Raw genomic sequence first — 16,005 nt, 5'->3', positions numbered from 1 at the left:
GCTCTGCTGCCCCTTCAAACTCAAGATTTCAATGCTTCGGCAAGGCTCGCGAGTTTGCCGCGAACCGAGCCATCGATAACCAGGTCGCCGGCGCGGATGACAATGCCCCCAATAAGGGATTTGTCTTCCTCGACTTGCAGGCGCACTTCCCGGTTGAGTCGTGCACTGAGAACCTTGGCGAGTTTGTCTTGCTGTTCTTGGTTCAATGCAAAAGCACTGGTCACTTCAACGTCTACCGACTTCTCTTGTTCGGCCTTGTACAGGTCGAACAGAGCGGATATCTCCGGCAACAGCGGGAGACGGTCGTTTTCGGCAACGACGTTGATGAAGTTCTGTGCCTTGGCATCAAACTTGTCGCCGCACACGTCAATAAACGTGGCGGCCTTGTCTGCGCTCGTCAGTCGCGGGGCCTTGAGCACGCGCTGCATGGTGTCGTCTTGCGACACTGCTGCAGCCAGGCCGAGCATGGCTGACCAAGAGGCCAGTTGCTGGTGGGCCTGGGCGTGCTCGAAGGCTGCCTTAGCGTAAGGTCGGGCCAACGTGGTCAATTCTGCCATGATCGCCCTCGCTTAAATTTCAGCAGCCAGTTTGTTTACCAGCTCCGCGTGCGCGTTTTGATCGATTGTGGCACCCAGGATCTTCTCGGCGCCGCCAACGGCCAGTGCACCCAGTTGGGCACGCAGCGCGTCTTTGACACTGTTCAGTTCCTGCTCGATCTCGGCCTGAGCCTGAACCTTCACACGGTCAGCGTCGATACGGGCTTTTTCAACAGCCTCTTCAACAATCTGGTTACCGCGTTTCTTGGCTTGCTCAATGATTTCAGCTGCCTGAGCCTTAGCTTCGCGCAGTTGTTGACCCGCTTTATCTTGGGCCAACTCCAGGTCGCGAGCTGCTCGGGCGGCAGCGTCCAGTCCATCCGCGATCTTCTTCTGACGTTCGTGCAAAGCCGCGATGACCGGAGGCCACACGAACTTCATGCAAAACAGTACAAAAATGAAGAACGCAACGGACTGGCCAATCAGGGTTGCATTAATGTTCACGCCAACACCTCGCTCGTTCGTTGCACATCAAACCAATCACTCGAAGGTTCGAGTGATTAGCCAGCGAGTTGACCAACGAATGGGTTCGCGAAGGTGAAGAACAGAGCGATACCAACACCGATCATGGTTACGGCGTCGAGCAGACCGGCAACGATGAACATTTTAACTTGCAGCATTGGAACCATTTCTGGCTGACGCGCTGCGCCTTCCAGGAACTTGCCGCCCAACAGGCCGAAACCAATTGCGGTACCCAGTGCGCCCAGGCCGATCAACAGTGCAACAGCGATAGCGGTTAGACCAACTACAGTTTCCATCTTTCCTCCCGACTTTTACGTCGTATGGTTTAGGTTTTTTAGATTTTAAAGCGGTAAAACAAATCGTTTCATAGCCCTGTTCGGGCCCCCACCCGTTTGACCGGGTGGGACATCAGACTAGTCGAGACTGGCCTTAATGGTTCTCTTCGTGCGCCATCGAAAGGTAAACGATGGTCAGCATCATGAAGATAAACGCCTGCAGGGTGATGATCAGGATGTGGAACACAGCCCACGCCCACTGCAGAACTACGCCCAGGCCGCTAAGCCAGAGCAGACCGCTGCCGAACATCACAGCAATCAGAATGAAGACCAGCTCGCCGGCGTACATGTTGCCGAACAGACGCAGTGCCAGGGAGATTGGCTTGGCTACCAGCGTCACGAACTCCAGCAGGAAGTTCACCGGAATCAGCAGGGCCTGAACGAAGATGTTCTTGCTGCCGAACGGGTGCAGGGTCAGCTCGCCGACAAAGCCGCCGATGCCCTTGACCTTGATGCTGTAGAAAATGATCAACGCGAACACCGACAGGGCCATGCCCAGGGTAGCGTTCGGGTCAGTGGTCGATACGGCACGGAACGGAATGTGCGCATCACCAGTGATCAGGATGGCCAGCTGAGGAATCCAGTCGACCGGGATCAGGTCGACGGCGTTCATCAGGAAGACCCAGACGAAGATGGTCAGTGCCAGCGGTGCAATCACCGGGCTACGGCCATGGAAGCTGTCTTTCACGCTGCCATCGACGAATTCGACCAATACTTCAACGAAGTTCTGCAAAGCACCAGGCTGACCGGAAGTCGCTTTCTTTGCCGCCATGCGGAAAAGAAGAACGAAGATCAGACCCAAAGCGACCGACCAGCCGAGGGTATCGACGTGGAAAGCCCAGAAGCCCATTTCTTTGGCTTCTGCTGCGGTGTGGGCAAAACCCCACCCGCCGGTTGGGTGCTGACCGAAGGTCAGGTTCTGCAAGTGGTGCTGGATATAGCCCGAAGCGGTTGTTTCTGCCATGGTTGCCTCAAACGCCCTAAGGTCTCGAAAGTCTTGTTCTCATCAGCAGGGGCGCGAACCAGCTGACCAGTTGGGTCAACACGAAGACGCCGAATACAGCTAGCGGCGCCAATGGCTTCACACCTGCAAACGTCAATGCAAAAAGCACTGCCGTCAAAATCAGTTTGCCCGCCTCGCCGGCATAAAAAGACCGGACGATGGCTTGAGCTGCTCGGGCGCCGGAAAACCGAAATGCCCTGTGAGCGAAATAAACATTGGGTAGCAAGGCTATCAGGCCTCCGCAGAGTCCTGAGTACCCGGCAACGACTCCGTGCCATTGCCACAGCGCCAAAGCGGCGATCAGCAACACGACAAACTGAGCCATCAACACCGGAAAAACTGCCAGGCGATGGAACGGCAAGCGGTTTGGCGTGCGGGTTTCCATCACTAATACTCCCCAATGGTCGGCTGCCAGAATTCAATAACTTGGCATAATTTGTGCCGACAAAATGCGCGCAGAGTATAGGGGCGGTTCTGCCCCTATTCAACTGTCAGGTAGTGATTTCCGACTGCACGCTACATGAGGAAATGTTTCAGCGAATGTGTGCGAGCACACCCTGAAGCTCATCAAGGGAGTTGTAACCAATTACCAACTGCCCTTTCCCCTTCTTTCCGTGTCGGATCTGCACCGCAGAGCCTAGGCGCTCAGCCAGACGCTGCTCGAGTCGGGCGATATCCGGGTCCGGTTTTACCGGTTCGGCAGGCTCCTGTTTGCCACTCAACCACTGGCGAACCAGTGCCTCAGTCTGGCGCACAGTCAGCCCCCGTGCGACAACATGTCGCGCCCCTTCAACCTGTTGATTCTCCGGCAAACCAAGCAAAGCACGGGCATGACCCATTTCCAGGTCACCGTGCGACAGCATGGTCTTGATAACTTCCGGCAATGCGATCAAGCGTAGCAGGTTGGCCACAGTCACGCGGGATTTGCCCACCGCTTCGGCCACTTGTTGCTGAGTCAGCTGGAATTCCTGCTGCAAACGCTGCAGGGCCACCGCTTCTTCGATCGGATTGAGGTCTTCGCGCTGGATGTTCTCGATCAGCGCCATGGCGATGGCGGTTTCATCCGGCACATCGCGCACCATCGCCGGGATGGTTTCCTGGCCAGCCTGCTGGCTGGCACGCCAGCGACGTTCGCCGGCGATGATTTCGAAGCGGCCGCTGCCGATCGGGCGAACCACAATCGGCTGCATCACGCCCTGGGCCTTGATCGATTGCGCCAGTTCTTCCAGCGCCTGCGGGTCCATGTCCCGACGCGGCTGGTACTTGCCGCGCTGGATCAGGTCCAGGGGCAAATGCTGCAGCTCACGCTGATCGGCTTGTACAGCCTGCTCTTCCAGCGAGCTGACGGTCGGACCGCTCAGCAGTGCATCCAGTCCACGTCCGAGACCTCGTTTCTTGACGGCCATGGGGATTCCTTAAGTTGCCTGAGCTGCGGCAGTGCGTGAGTTTTTGCGCTGACGGCGAACCATCTCGCCGGCAAGTGCCAGATAGGCAATGGCGCCCCGCGAAGTCTTGTCGTAAGCCAGCGCCGGCATGCCATAGCTTGGCGCTTCGGCCAGGCGGATGTTACGCGGGATAACCGTGTCGTAGAGCTGCTCGCCGAAGTGTTCTTTCAACTGCGCCGACACGTCGTTCATCAGGCTCAGGCGCGGGTCATACATCGTGCGCAACAGGCCTTCGACTTTCAGGTTCGGGTTCAGCAGTTCTGCGATGCGCTTGATGTTATCCACAAGGTCGCTCAAGCCTTCGAGCGCAAAGTACTCGCACTGCATGGGGATAATTACCCCGTCAGCCGCGACCAAAGCGTTCAGCGTGAGCATCGACAGCGACGGCGGGCAGTCGATCAAAATGTAATCGTAGTTTTCACGGATCGGCGCCAGCGCGCTGCGCAGGCGGCTTTCCTTCATCTGCATTTCCAGCAGAACCACTTCGGCCGCGGTCAGGTCGCGGTTGGCCGGCAACAGCTGGTAACCACCGTGCTCGGAGAAGTGCATGGCCTGGGCCAGATCGCATTCGCCGATCAGCAAGTCGTAGACCGAGTTTTCCAGGCCGTGTTTATCCACACCGCTACCCATGGTGGCGTTGCCCTGTGGATCGAGATCGATCAACAGCACCCGGCGCTTGGTAGCAACCAGGGAAGCTGCGAGGTTGATGCAGGTGGTGGTTTTACCCACACCACCCTTTTGGTTCGCTATCGCGAATACCTTAGCCATTCTTGCTTGTGTTCCCAATCATGCCGTGCGGCGCAGTATCAGCAGATGGCGTTGGCCTTGGCAACCAGGTACAGCCAGGGCGTGTTCGCTATCGAGGTGGAAGTCTGCCGGCAATGCTACCAGCTCATCGGCCGGATGAACGCCCTTCATTGCCAGCCAACGTGTATCGGCATCGCCAAGGTGGCGCGTCCAGTTGCTGAAGTTCTCCATGCTGCTGAACGCCCGGGAAATGATCCCGTTGAAAGGCTGTGCAGGCTGGAAGGCTTCGACGCGACTGTGGATAACTTGCAGGTTATCCAGTTTGAGTTCGAGTTTGACCTGGGTCAGGAAGCGGGTTTTCTTGCCGTTGCTGTCCAGGCAGGTCACTTGGGACTCTGGAAACAGGATGGCAAGTGGAATGCCCGGCATGCCGCCGCCACTGCCAACGTCCAGCCAGCGACCGTTTTCGATGAACGACATCACGCTCAGACTATCGAGCAGGTGACGCGAGACCATTTCGTCCGGATCGCGCACGGCGGTCAGGTTGTAGGCCTTGTTCCATTTGATCAACAGGGCCAGATAACCCAACAACTGCGCGTGCTGGGTTTCGGTCAATGTGACACCGAGCTGGCGAGCACCTGTGGATAACTCTTCGGCGTGTTGCGAGGTGACCAACGAACTCAAGCGCTTTGCTCCAACTGACGGCCAGCGCCGCGTTTTTTCAAATGAATCATCAACAGCGAAATGGCTGCCGGTGTAACACCCGGAATGCGTGACGCCTGGCCCAGTGTTTCTGGACGGGTCGCACCGAGCTTGCTCTGGATCTCTTTGGAGAGACCGGAAATGTTCGTGTAATCGATATCCACAGGCAGTTTCGTGTCTTCGCTCGCCCGCAGACGTGCGATTTCATCTTGCTGACGATCGATATAACCGGCGTATTTGGTCTTGATTTCGACCTGCTCGGCGACTTGTGGATCTTCTGCGCCCCCGCCAGTCACGGCGATCAGACCAGCGTAGTCGATTTCCGGACGGCTCAAGAGGTTGAGCAGGTTGTATTCGTGAGTCAGCGGCGTGCCGAATTTTTCGGATATCGCATCGCCCTGCTCGGTGCCCGGGCGAACCCAGGTACTTTTCAGGCGCTGCTCTTCCAGCACGATGCTTTCGCGTTTGGTGCAGAACGCCGCCCAACGCGCGTCATCCACCAGACCCAGCTCGCGACCTTTTTCGGTCAGGCGCAGGTCCGCGTTGTCTTCACGCAAGATCAGACGGTACTCGGCGCGGGATGTGAACATCCGGTACGGCTCTTGAGTTCCAAGGGTAATCAGGTCGTCAACCAACACACCGATGTAAGCCTCGTCGCGACGCGGGCACCAGGCGTCTCTGCCTTGCGCACGCAGTGCAGCGTTGGCCCCGGCCAGCAAACCCTGGGCGCCGGCTTCTTCGTATCCGGTGGTGCCATTGATTTGCCCGGCAAAAAACAGACCGCCGATGACTTTGGTTTCCAGGCTGTACTTCAGGTCACGCGGGTCGAAGTAGTCGTACTCGATGGCGTAGCCCGGACGCACGATGTGCGCGTTTTCCATGCCGCGAATCGATTGCACGATCTGCAATTGCACGTCGAACGGCAGGGATGTGGATATCCCGTTCGGGTACAGCTCGTGAGTGGTCAAACCTTCCGGTTCGATGAAGACCTGGTGGCTTTCCTTGTCGGCAAAGCGGTGGATCTTGTCTTCGATCGACGGGCAGTAACGCGGGCCGATACCTTCGATCAACCCTGCATCGGAATACATCGGCGAACGGTCGAGGTTCGCTGCGATGATTTCGTGGGTCCGGGCGTTGGTGTGGGTAATCCAGCAGCTGACCTGTTTTGGATGCTGCTCTTTGGAACCCATGAACGACATCACCGGGATCGGCGTATCACCTGCTTGCTCGGTCATCACCGAGAAATCCACAGACCGACCGTCGATACGCGGCGGAGTACCGGTTTTCAATCGGCCAACACGCAGTGGCAATTCGCGCAGACGGCGAGCCAGGGCGATCGACGGCGGATCACCGGCACGACCACCGGAATAATTCTGCATTCCGATGTGGATAAGTCCACCGAGGAAGGTGCCAGTGGTCAACACCACGGAGTCGGCGAAGAAACGCAGGCCCATTTGGGTGACAACACCGCGCACTTGTTCCTGTTCAACGATCAGGTCATCAGCGGCTTGTTGAAATATCCACAGGTTCGGCTGGTTTTCCAATGCTTCGCGGACAGCGGCCTTGTACAGAACCCGGTCTGCCTGGGCGCGGGTTGCACGCACGGCCGGGCCTTTGCGGCTGTTCAACACGCGAAACTGAATGCCGCCTTTATCGGTAGCCATGGCCATCGCGCCGCCGAGGGCATCGATTTCTTTTACCAAGTGGCTTTTGCCGATCCCGCCGATGGCCGGGTTGCAACTCATGGCACCGAGGGTTTCCACGTTATGCGTCAGCAACAGGGTTTTTGCCCCCATACGTGCTGAGGCCAGTGCTGCCTCGGTACCGGCATGACCGCCGCCGATGACGATCACTTCAAAACGGGAAGGGAAATCCACCACGCACCTCGTGCCTGCTTAAGTAGGTAATTCAGGAATAGTTTGAGCTCAGGTTTTTGGACCTGGTCGACAAGTATAGGGACTTCGCCCTTCCTAAAGAACCCTTTGCACAAAATTTAACCAGCTGTGGAGAAGTCGGGTTATAGAAATTAAAAAGAAAGAAATTTATTAAATCTTTGTTTTTATGTTTATTTCTACTGAGCACCATTTCTGTGGATAGATTCGTACAGCCCTTTGTTTTCAATATGTACAGAGAATCAAAACCCTGTGGTCATGTGCCAATGAGGCCCTTGGATAACCGGTGTAAGCCTGTGGATGAAAGGGGGGGTTATCCACAGAGGCGGTTATCTTCAGTTTTGAGGCCCTGTTATCAACTGCCCTTAGCGGCAGTTATTCACAGGGCTTAATCCACAGAAAAGCGCCGATTGATCAAATCCCGGGCGCAGAAAATCCGCCCGGGCAGAAAGAATCTGCTCGGCACTGGAGGCAATTCAGGAAAAGGGGTGAGAACAGACAGGCGCGAATGGCCTGTCTGTGGACAACGAAAGGGCTATTTGCCGATACAGAAACTGGAAAAGATCCGTCCCAGCAGGTCATCGGAGCTGAATGCACCGGTGATCTCGCCCAAGGCATGTTGAGCCTGGCGCAAATCTTCGGCCAGTAGCTCACCGGCACCCGCCAGAGTCAGCTGCGCACGGCCGTGCTCGAGGGATGCACTGGCATGACGCAACGCCTCAAGGTGACGCCTGCGAGCACTGAAGCTGCTTTCCGACGTCTGTTCATAACCCATGCAGGCCTTGAGATGATCACGCAGCAGTTCCAGGCCTTCGCCGGCCGACTTGGCACTCAGGCTGATGGTCACATGGCCATCCTCACTGACTTCCAGGGCAATCGCTTCGCCCGTGAGGTCGGCTTTGTTACGGATCAACGTGACTTTTGCCGGATCCGGGCGGGTTTCCAGGAACTCTGGCCACAACGCAAACGGATCAAGCGCTTCCGGTGCGGTGGCATCGACCACCAACAGCACTCGATCAGCTTCGATAATGGCTTTCAAAGCCCGTTCAACACCGATTTTTTCCACATGGTCATCGGTATCTCGCAGACCAGCGGTATCTACCACGTGAAGCGGCATGCCATCGATGTGGATATGTTCGCGCAAAATGTCACGGGTGGTGCCGGCAATCTCGGTCACGATCGCTGCTTCACGACCCGCCAGTGCGTTGAGCAAACTGGATTTACCGGCATTTGGCCGACCGGCAATCACCACCGTCATGCCGTCACGCAGCAACGCACCCTGCCCGGCTTCGCGCAGCACGGTGGATAACTCGTCCCTGACTTTGTCGAGCATGCTCAGTACATGGCCATCGGCAAGGAAGTCGATTTCTTCTTCCGGGAAGTCGATGGCCGCTTCTACGTAAATCCGCAGGCCGATCAGTTGCTCGGTGAGGTTATGCACACGATCGGAAAATGCCCCCTGCAAGGAGCGCAATGCATTGCGGGCGGCCTGTGCAGAACTGGCCTCGATCAAGTCGGCGATTGCTTCGGCCTGTGCCAGGTCTAGTTTGTCATTGAGGAACGCACGCTCGCTGAATTCACCTGGTCGTGCCAGACGGCACCCCAGTTCAAGGCATCGCTTGAGCAGCATGTCGAGAACAATCGGGCCGCCATGGCCCTGGAGTTCCAGCACGTCTTCGCCGGTGAACGAGTTCGGGCCCGGAAAATACAAGGCAATGCCCTGGTCCAGCACCTCTTCGTTTTGATCGAAAAACGGGCCGTAGTGGGCGAATCGCGGCTTGAGTTCACGACCGCTGAAGGCCTTGGCCGCAACGCTCGCCAGCGGCCCGGAAATACGGACGATGCCTACGCCGCCACGACCTTGAGCGGTGGCGACGGCGGCGATGGTTTCACGAGGAGCGCTCATAAACCGGTATCCAGACAAAAGTGACAGATAGCAAAACGCCCCACTAGGGGGCGTTTTGAGTGGTTATCCACAGTGTAAATCAGGCAGCTGCTTTAGTAGCCGCTTCGATTTTACGAGTGATGTACCACTGTTGGGCGATGGACAGGCAGTTGTTCACTACCCAGTACAGCACCAGACCAGCCGGGAACCACAGGAAGAAGAAGGTGAAGATGATTGGCATCAGCTTCATCACCTTGGCCTGCATCGGATCCGGAGGAGTCGGGTTCAACTGCTGCTGGATGAACATGGTTGCACCCATGATGATCGGCAGAATGAAGAACGGATCCTTGATCGACAGGTCAGTAATCCACAGCATGAACGGCGCTTGGCGCATTTCAACGCTTTCCAGCAGAACCCAGTACAGCGAGAGGAAAACCGGCATCTGCACGAGGATTGGCAAGCAACCACCCAGCGGATTGATCTTCTCTTTCTTGTACAGCTCCATCATGGCTTGCGACATTTTCTGCCGGTCATCGCCATGTTGCTCTTTCAGCGCGGCCAGTTTCGGTGCCACTGCGCGCATGCGGGCCATGGATTTGTAGCTGGCTGCCGACAGCGGGAAGAAAATCCCTTTGATCAGCATGGTCAGGAAGATGATCGACCAGCCCCAGTTACCGACCAGCGCGTGGATGTGTTGCAGCAGCCAGAAGATTGGCTGGGCAATGAACCACAGAATGCCGTAGTCGACGGTCAGTTCCAGACCTGGGGACAACTCTTTCAGCACAGCCTGGCTTTTCGGACCGGCGTACAGAACAGCGCTGGTTTCGGCTTTCGCACCTGGCGCAACAGTCATTGCCGGGGCGGTGTAGCCGATGATGTAGTTGCCTTTGCTGTCTTTACGGGTCTGGACGACGTTGTTTTCGCCCTTCGCCGGAATCCATGCGGTCACGAAGTAGTGTTGCAACCAGGCAACCCAACCACCGTTCACGGTTTCTTTCAGCTGAGCCTTGTCCATGTCCTTCATCGACACTTTCTTGTACGGCTCGTTACTTGTCCACAGGGCGGCGCCCAGGTAAGTCGCGGTGCCGGTGGCAGTGCTGGAAGAAGGATCGGAGCTGGCGTCGCGCTTCAGTTGGGCGAACATCGCACCGGACCAAGGCTTGGCGCTTTCGTTGTCGATCACGTAGGAAACGGTTACGTCGTACAGGCCACGTTTCAGTGTGAAACGCTTGATGTAGTTGACGCCGTCCTTGCTGAACTTCAGGTCTACGACCAATTGGTCCTGACCGTCAGCCAGTTGGTAGATCTTCTTCTCGGAGGAGTAAACCGGACGACCGGCAGGACTTGCGTCCGGACCATCGGTACCGATCAAACCGCTTTGAGCCAGATAAGTCCGCTCGTTGCCGTTATCGAACAACTGGAATGGAATTTCCGGATGGTCCTGGCGACGTGGATACAGCGGCAGCGTCAACTGTGCAACATCGCCACCTTGTGGATCGATAGCCAGGTTGAGCACATCCGTTTTGATCTGGATGAGGTCTTTGCTTGCAGCTACTGGTGTTTCAGCAGGTGCAGTGGCACTGGTATCGCTTGCGGCGCGCGGAATGTCGTCACTGACAGAAGCATTATTGCCAGTCGCCGTATCCGGTAGGCCCGGTGCGGAAGTACTGGAAGCAACATTCTGAGTCGGCAGGGCAGCCTGGCCATAGTCCTGGTTCCATTTAAGAACCATAACGTAGGACACGATTGCCAGGGCGACGATCAGGATCGTGCGTTTGATATCCATGATTACTCGGCCATCGAAGAAGAACGGGAGGTAGGGATAGGTGGAACCGGGTCATAACCACCGGGATTCCACGGATGACAGCGACCTAAACGACGAAAGGTCAGCCAGCCACCGCGCAGAAGGCCATGATTTTCTATGGCTTCTAACGCGTAGCAGGAACAACTGGGGTAGAAACGACAGTGACTGGCCATCAGAGGACTAATGGCATAGCGATAAAACTGGATCGGAACGAGTGCCAGTTTACGCATCGGGACTGTCTACCCCTACAGTTTCGGTTTTGACTGCTGGTACCGGCGTGCTGCGTGCCAGACGCTTCCAGAGTTTGCCGAAATGCTGAATCAATTCGGGGTTTTCTACGTCACCCAAACCTTTGCGCGCGACGATAACGATATCCCAGCCGACCAGTGAATCCTGGTTCAGACGGAACGATTCGCGCATCAGACGTTTGAGGCGATTGCGCTCGACGGAGAGCTTTACGCTCTTTTTCCCGATAACCAGCCCGAGACGGGGGTGATCAAGATCGTTGTTGCGCGCAAGGAGCAGGAGATTTTTCCCCGGAACCTTGCCGGTAGGGGAGTCAAAGACTGCCTTGAAATGCCGGGGAGTAAGCAGACGCTTTTCCCGACTGAAGTCCTGACTCACCTCCAGTGCCGGCTTATCAAACTGCCAGACGCGCACGACCTTTGGCGCGACGACGCGACAGAACGGCACGACCGTTCTTGGTAGCCATGCGAGCACGGAAACCGTGGGTACGAGCGCGTTTGATAGTGCTTGGTTGGAAAGTACGTTTCATTGTCGTGTTACCTGGTTCGTCCACAACGGGCCGGAATGGCCCCCGTTTTAAGAGACCGGGGATTCTAGAGAAAGCAAGCCTCTAGGTCAATTTCCAACCAACGTTTCCTTATAAATAGATCTCCAGACGTTTTGCTCGTCTTCACCTCCAGCCAAATATAAAAATAAAGAAGGAAAGTATTTAAAGCTTTTCTGTAAAGCTTATAAAAGCTAGGGCACCGATCATCTGTGGATAACTACCTTCAAGCCTTCTATCCCGTGATGTACAGAGAATGACAACTACGGTGGAAAACGGTGGTCAGCCTGTGCTGCGCTGTCGGATAAGCTGTGTGTGAAAGGGGCTGTTATCCACAGGCAGGTTATCCACCGAGTTTCGCCCCCACTTGTGCAACGACCTCAAGGGCGGTTATCCACAGAGCTTATGCACAGACCACTGGTCGTCTTTTTTACGTATAAAACGTTGATTCTTCTTGGTCAGTAACCCACCTACGTGTGGATAAGTCGGCGTCTGGTCGCTACAATGGCCGCTTGTTTTTGCCTCACCGGCTTTCAACTTAGGGGATATCCGTGTCAGTGGAACTTTGGCAGCAGTGCGTGGAGCTTTTGCGCGATGAGCTGCCTGCCCAACAATTCAACACTTGGATCCGTCCACTACAGGTCGAAGCCGAAGGCGACGAGTTGCGTGTCTACGCACCGAATCGTTTTGTTCTCGACTGGGTCAACGAAAAGTACCTGGGCCGCGTCCTTGAACTGCTGGATGAGCATGGCAACGGCATGGCGCCGGCGCTTTCCTTATTAATAGGCAGCAAACGCAGTTCGGCTCCACGGGCTGCCCCGAATGCGCCACTGGCTGCCGCCGCGTCTCAGGCACAGGCGGCTCAAGCGCCTGTCAGTGCTCCGGCACCTGCCCCGACGGCCACACCGACCAAGCGTTCGACCCAGAAAGTTGCCGAAGTCAGTGAAGAGCCATCGCGCGACAGCTTCGATCCGATGGCCGGCGCCAGTTCTCAACAGGCCCCGGTGCGTTCCGAGCAGCGCACGGTGCAGGTCGAAGGTGCGCTCAAGCACACCAGTTACCTGAACCGCACTTTCACCTTCGAGAACTTCGTCGAAGGTAAGTCCAACCAACTGGCCCGGGCTGCGGCCTGGCAGGTGGCGGACAACCCCAAGCACGGTTACAACCCGCTCTTCCTTTATGGCGGTGTTGGCTTGGGTAAAACTCACTTGATGCACGCTGTGGGTAACCATCTATTAAAGAAGAACCCGAATGCCAAGGTCGTGTACCTGCATTCGGAGCGTTTCGTGGCCGATATGGTCAAGGCTCTGCAACTGAACGCGATCAACGAGTTCAAGCGCTTCTACCGTTCGGTGGACGCATTGCTGATCGATGACATTCAGTTCTTCGCCCGCAAGGAACGTTCGCAGGAAGAGTTTTTCCACACCTTCAACGCCCTGCTCGAAGGTGGCCAGCAGGTCATTCTCACCAGTGACCGCTACCCTAAAGAAATCGAAGGCCTTGAAGAGCGCCTCAAATCCCGCTTCGGCTGGGGCCTGACGGTAGCCGTCGAGCCGCCGGAGCTGGAAACCCGTGTCGCGATCCTGATGAAAAAGGCCGACCAGGCCAAAGTCGATCTGCCCCACGACGCGGCGTTCTTCATCGCCCAGCGTATTCGCTCCAACGTCCGTGAGCTGGAAGGTGCGCTTAAACGCGTAATCGCCCACTCGCACTTCATGGGCCGCGATATCACCATCGAGCTGATTCGCGAATCCCTGAAAGATCTGTTGGCGCTGCAAGACAAACTGGTCTCTGTGGATAACATTCAGCGCACCGTCGCCGAGTACTACAAGATCAAGATTTCCGACCTGCTGTCCAAGCGTCGTTCACGCTCGGTCGCTCGTCCGCGTCAGGTTGCCATGGCGTTGTCCAAAGAGTTGACTAACCACAGCCTGCCGGAAATCGGCGATGTGTTTGGCGGACGCGACCACACGACTGTTTTGCACGCCTGCCGCAAGATCAACGAACTTAAGGAATCCGACGCGGACATCCGCGAGGACTACAAGAACCTGCTGCGTACTCTGACAACTTGATGAACACCAGCGCAGCTTATTAAGGCAAGGGACTAGACCATGCATTTCACCATTCAACGCGAAGCCCTGTTGAAACCCCTGCAACTGGTCGCAGGCGTCGTCGAGCGCCGACAGACCTTGCCGGTGCTCTCCAACGTGCTGCTGGTTGTCGAAGGCCAGCAACTGTCGCTGACCGGTACCGACCTGGAAGTCGAGCTGGTCGGTCGTGTACAACTCGAAGAGCCGGCTGACCCGGGTTCCATCACTGTGCCTGCGCGCAAGCTGATGGACATCTGCAAAAGCCTGCCGAACGACGCGCTGATCGACATCAAGGTCGACGAGCAGAAGCTGGTGGTGAAGGCTGGCCGTAGCCGCTTCACCCTGTCGACCCTGCCGGCGAACGATTTCCCGACCGTTGAAGAAGGCCCGGGTTCGCTGACTTGCAGCCTTGAGCAAAGCAAGCTGCGTCGTCTGATTGAACGCACCAGCTTTGCCATGGCCCAGCAGGACGTGCGTTATTACCTTAACGGCATGCTGCTGGAAGTCTCGGCCGGGATCATCCGGGCCGTGGCCACCGACGGTCACCGTCTGGCCATGTGCTCGATGCAGGCCGACATCGGTCAGCCGGATCGCCACCAGGTCATCGTGCCGCGCAAGGGTATCCTTGAGCTGGCGCGCCTGCTGACTGAGCCGGACGGCAATGTCAGCATCGTCCTGGGTCAGCATCACATCCGCGCCACCACGGGCGAGTTCACCTTCACCTCTAAACTGGTCGACGGTAAATTCCCGGACTATGAGCGTGTTCTGCCGAAGGGCGGCGACAAACTGGTGCTCGGCGATCGTCAGGCGTTGCGTGAAGCTTTCAGCCGTACCGCGATTCTGTCCAACGAGAAGTACCGCGGTATCCGTCTGCAACTGGCCAGCGGTCAGTTGAAGATCCAGGCCAACAACCCGGAGCAGGAAGAAGCGGAAGAAGAAGTGGGCGTTGAGTACAACGGCGGCAATCTGGAAATCGGCTTCAACGTGAGCTACTTGCTCGACGTGCTGGGCGTGATGACCACTGAGCAGGTTCGCCTGATCCTGTCCGACTCCAACAGCAGTGCGCTGGTGCAAGAGTCCGACAATGATGACTCGGCCTACGTTGTCATGCCGATGCGTCTGTAATCATGCTCAGCAGAAGCTAGATGTCATTAAGTCGCGTCTCGGTCACCGCGGTGCGCAATCTGCACCCGGTGACCTTCTCCCCCTCCCCCCGAATCAACATTCTTTACGGCGCCAACGGCAGCGGCAAAACCAGTGTTCTGGAAGCCATTCACCTGCTGGGGCTTGCCCGTTCGTTTCGTAGTACCCGCCTTTTGCCGGTTATTCAGTACGAGCAATTGGCCTGCACCGTATTCGGTCAGGTTGAGTTGGCTGAGGGCGGGCACAGCGCACTGGGGATATCACGGGACCGCCAAGGCGAGTTCCAGATCCGTATTGACGGGCAGAACGCGCGCAGTGCGGCACAGCTGGCGGAGATCCTGCCGCTGCAACTGATCAACCCTGATAGCTTCCGCCTGCTTGAAGGCGCACCGAAGATTCGCCGGCAGTTTCTCGACTGGGGCGTGTTCCACGTGGAACCGCGGTTCATGTCCACCTGGCAGCGCTTGCAGAAGGCCCTGCGCCAGAGAAACTCTTGGCTGCGGCATGGTACACTTGACGCCGTTTCGCAAGCGGTTTGGGACAGGGAACTGTGCCAGGCCAGCGCTGAAATTGATGAATACCGCCGTGCCTATATCAAAGCCTTGAAACCAGTCTTTGAACAGACCTTGAGCGAACTGGTTGAGCTTGAAGGTTTGACGCTCAGCTATTACCGAGGCTGGGACAAAGACCGCGAATTGAGTGCAGTGCTCGCTGGGTCCGTTCAGCGAGACCAGCAGATGGGTCATACCCAGGCCGGACCACAACGCGCTGATTTGCGCCTCAGATTGGGCGCACATAACGCCGCGGACATCTTGTCCCGCGGTCAGCAGAAGTTGGTGGTCTGTGCATTGCGGATTGCCCAAGGGCACCTGGTCAGCCAGGCCCGACGCGGCCAGTGTATTTATCTGGTGGATGACTTGCCGTCCGAACTGGACGAGCAGCACCGCCGCGCGCTTTGCCGCTTGTTGGAAGACTTACGCTGCCAGGTGTTTATCACCTGTGTAGATCACGAATTATTGAGGGAAGGCTGGCAGACGGAAACGCCAGTCGCTCTGTTCCACGTGGAACAGGGCCGTATCACCCAGACCCACGACCATCGGGAGTGAAGGCA

Annotated in this window: 17 protein-coding genes; 3 read left to right on the top strand and 14 right to left on the bottom strand. The window is 56.8% G+C overall.

What is annotated here, in order from left to right; translation table 11 throughout:
• Positions 1–20 precede the first annotated feature (20 nt).
• The 14 genes from IB246_RS05135 to rpmH all read right to left on the bottom strand — a co-directional run bounded on the left by IB246_RS05135 (position 21) and on the right by rpmH (position 11,646).
• A complete protein-coding gene (locus IB246_RS05135) occupies positions 21–557 on the bottom strand; it encodes a F0F1 ATP synthase subunit delta (protein WP_008027533.1) in 537 nt (178 codons plus the stop codon).
• Positions 558–569: 12 nt separating this feature from the next.
• Complete coding sequence (locus IB246_RS05130; RefSeq protein ID WP_008027535.1) at positions 570–1,040, bottom strand: F0F1 ATP synthase subunit B; 471 nt, start codon at positions 1,038–1,040, stop codon at positions 570–572.
• 56 nt (positions 1,041–1,096) lie between these two features.
• A complete protein-coding gene (gene atpE, locus IB246_RS05125) occupies positions 1,097–1,354 on the bottom strand; it encodes a F0F1 ATP synthase subunit C (RefSeq protein WP_002555987.1) in 258 nt (85 codons plus the stop codon).
• 133 nt (positions 1,355–1,487) lie between these two features.
• Positions 1,488–2,357 carry a F0F1 ATP synthase subunit A gene (atpB, locus tag IB246_RS05120; RefSeq protein ID WP_008027537.1) on the bottom strand — a complete coding sequence of 290 codons (870 nt, stop codon included), beginning with the start codon at positions 2,355–2,357 and terminating at the stop codon, positions 1,488–1,490.
• Positions 2,358–2,373: 16 nt separating this feature from the next.
• A complete protein-coding gene (locus IB246_RS05115; RefSeq protein WP_008027539.1) occupies positions 2,374–2,781 on the bottom strand; it encodes a F0F1 ATP synthase subunit I in 408 nt (135 codons plus the stop codon).
• Positions 2,782–2,929: 148 nt separating this feature from the next.
• On the bottom strand, positions 2,930–3,802 hold the full coding sequence (locus IB246_RS05110) for a ParB/RepB/Spo0J family partition protein (RefSeq protein ID WP_008027541.1): 873 nt from the start codon (positions 3,800–3,802) through the stop codon (positions 2,930–2,932).
• A gap of 9 nt (positions 3,803–3,811) precedes the next feature.
• Positions 3,812–4,609 (bottom strand): ParA family protein, encoded by a 798-nt coding sequence (locus IB246_RS05105; RefSeq protein WP_008027543.1) that lies wholly within the window; start codon positions 4,607–4,609, stop codon positions 3,812–3,814.
• Positions 4,610–4,627: 18 nt separating this feature from the next.
• Positions 4,628–5,272: a 16S rRNA (guanine(527)-N(7))-methyltransferase RsmG gene (rsmG, locus tag IB246_RS05100; RefSeq protein WP_007948096.1), complete on the bottom strand. Its 645-nt coding sequence runs from the start codon at positions 5,270–5,272 to the stop codon at positions 4,628–4,630.
• The gene (gene mnmG, locus IB246_RS05095) at positions 5,269–7,167 is read right to left on the bottom strand and encodes a tRNA uridine-5-carboxymethylaminomethyl(34) synthesis enzyme MnmG (RefSeq protein WP_008041445.1); all 1,899 of its coding nucleotides are present in this window, start codon (positions 7,165–7,167) and stop codon (positions 5,269–5,271) included. Before mnmG ends, rsmG begins: the two co-directional genes overlap by 4 nt.
• A gap of 550 nt (positions 7,168–7,717) precedes the next feature.
• A complete protein-coding gene (mnmE, locus tag IB246_RS05090; RefSeq protein ID WP_192229994.1) occupies positions 7,718–9,088 on the bottom strand; it encodes a tRNA uridine-5-carboxymethylaminomethyl(34) synthesis GTPase MnmE in 1,371 nt (456 codons plus the stop codon).
• Positions 9,089–9,167: 79 nt separating this feature from the next.
• Positions 9,168–10,853, bottom strand: coding sequence for a membrane protein insertase YidC (gene yidC / locus IB246_RS05085; protein WP_008041448.1), 1,686 nt, complete (start codon positions 10,851–10,853; stop codon positions 9,168–9,170).
• 2 nt (positions 10,854–10,855) lie between these two features.
• Complete coding sequence (gene yidD, locus IB246_RS05080; protein ID WP_010207715.1) at positions 10,856–11,101, bottom strand: membrane protein insertion efficiency factor YidD; 246 nt, start codon at positions 11,099–11,101, stop codon at positions 10,856–10,858.
• Entirely contained in the window at positions 11,094–11,495 is a 402-nt protein-coding gene (gene rnpA / locus IB246_RS05075) for a ribonuclease P protein component (RefSeq protein WP_028620331.1), read from the bottom strand. Before rnpA ends, yidD begins: the two co-directional genes overlap by 8 nt.
• Before the next feature lie 16 nt (positions 11,496–11,511).
• Entirely contained in the window at positions 11,512–11,646 is a 135-nt protein-coding gene (gene rpmH / locus IB246_RS05070) for a 50S ribosomal protein L34 (protein WP_003213577.1), read from the bottom strand.
• A 566-nt stretch (positions 11,647–12,212) separates the two neighbouring features.
• Here rpmH and dnaA point away from each other — a divergent pair.
• The 3 genes from dnaA to recF are packed head-to-tail and all read left to right on the top strand — an operon-like array spanning position 12,213 to position 16,000.
• The gene (gene dnaA, locus IB246_RS05065; protein ID WP_008027554.1) at positions 12,213–13,733 is read left to right on the top strand and encodes a chromosomal replication initiator protein DnaA; all 1,521 of its coding nucleotides are present in this window, start codon (positions 12,213–12,215) and stop codon (positions 13,731–13,733) included.
• Between the two features lie 39 nt (positions 13,734–13,772).
• Positions 13,773–14,876 (top strand): DNA polymerase III subunit beta, encoded by a 1,104-nt coding sequence (dnaN, locus tag IB246_RS05060; protein WP_008027555.1) that lies wholly within the window; start codon positions 13,773–13,775, stop codon positions 14,874–14,876.
• A 20-nt stretch (positions 14,877–14,896) separates the two neighbouring features.
• Complete coding sequence (gene recF / locus IB246_RS05055) at positions 14,897–16,000, top strand: DNA replication/repair protein RecF (protein WP_008041454.1); 1,104 nt, start codon at positions 14,897–14,899, stop codon at positions 15,998–16,000.
• Positions 16,001–16,005: the final 5 nt, after the last annotated feature.

Source organism: Pseudomonas sp. PDM01, assembly GCF_014852325.1.
Lineage (GTDB): Bacteria > Pseudomonadota > Gammaproteobacteria > Pseudomonadales > Pseudomonadaceae > Aquipseudomonas > Aquipseudomonas migulae.
Note: the sequence above shows the minus strand (reverse complement) of the source record. Positions and strands in the feature narration are given on the sequence as shown.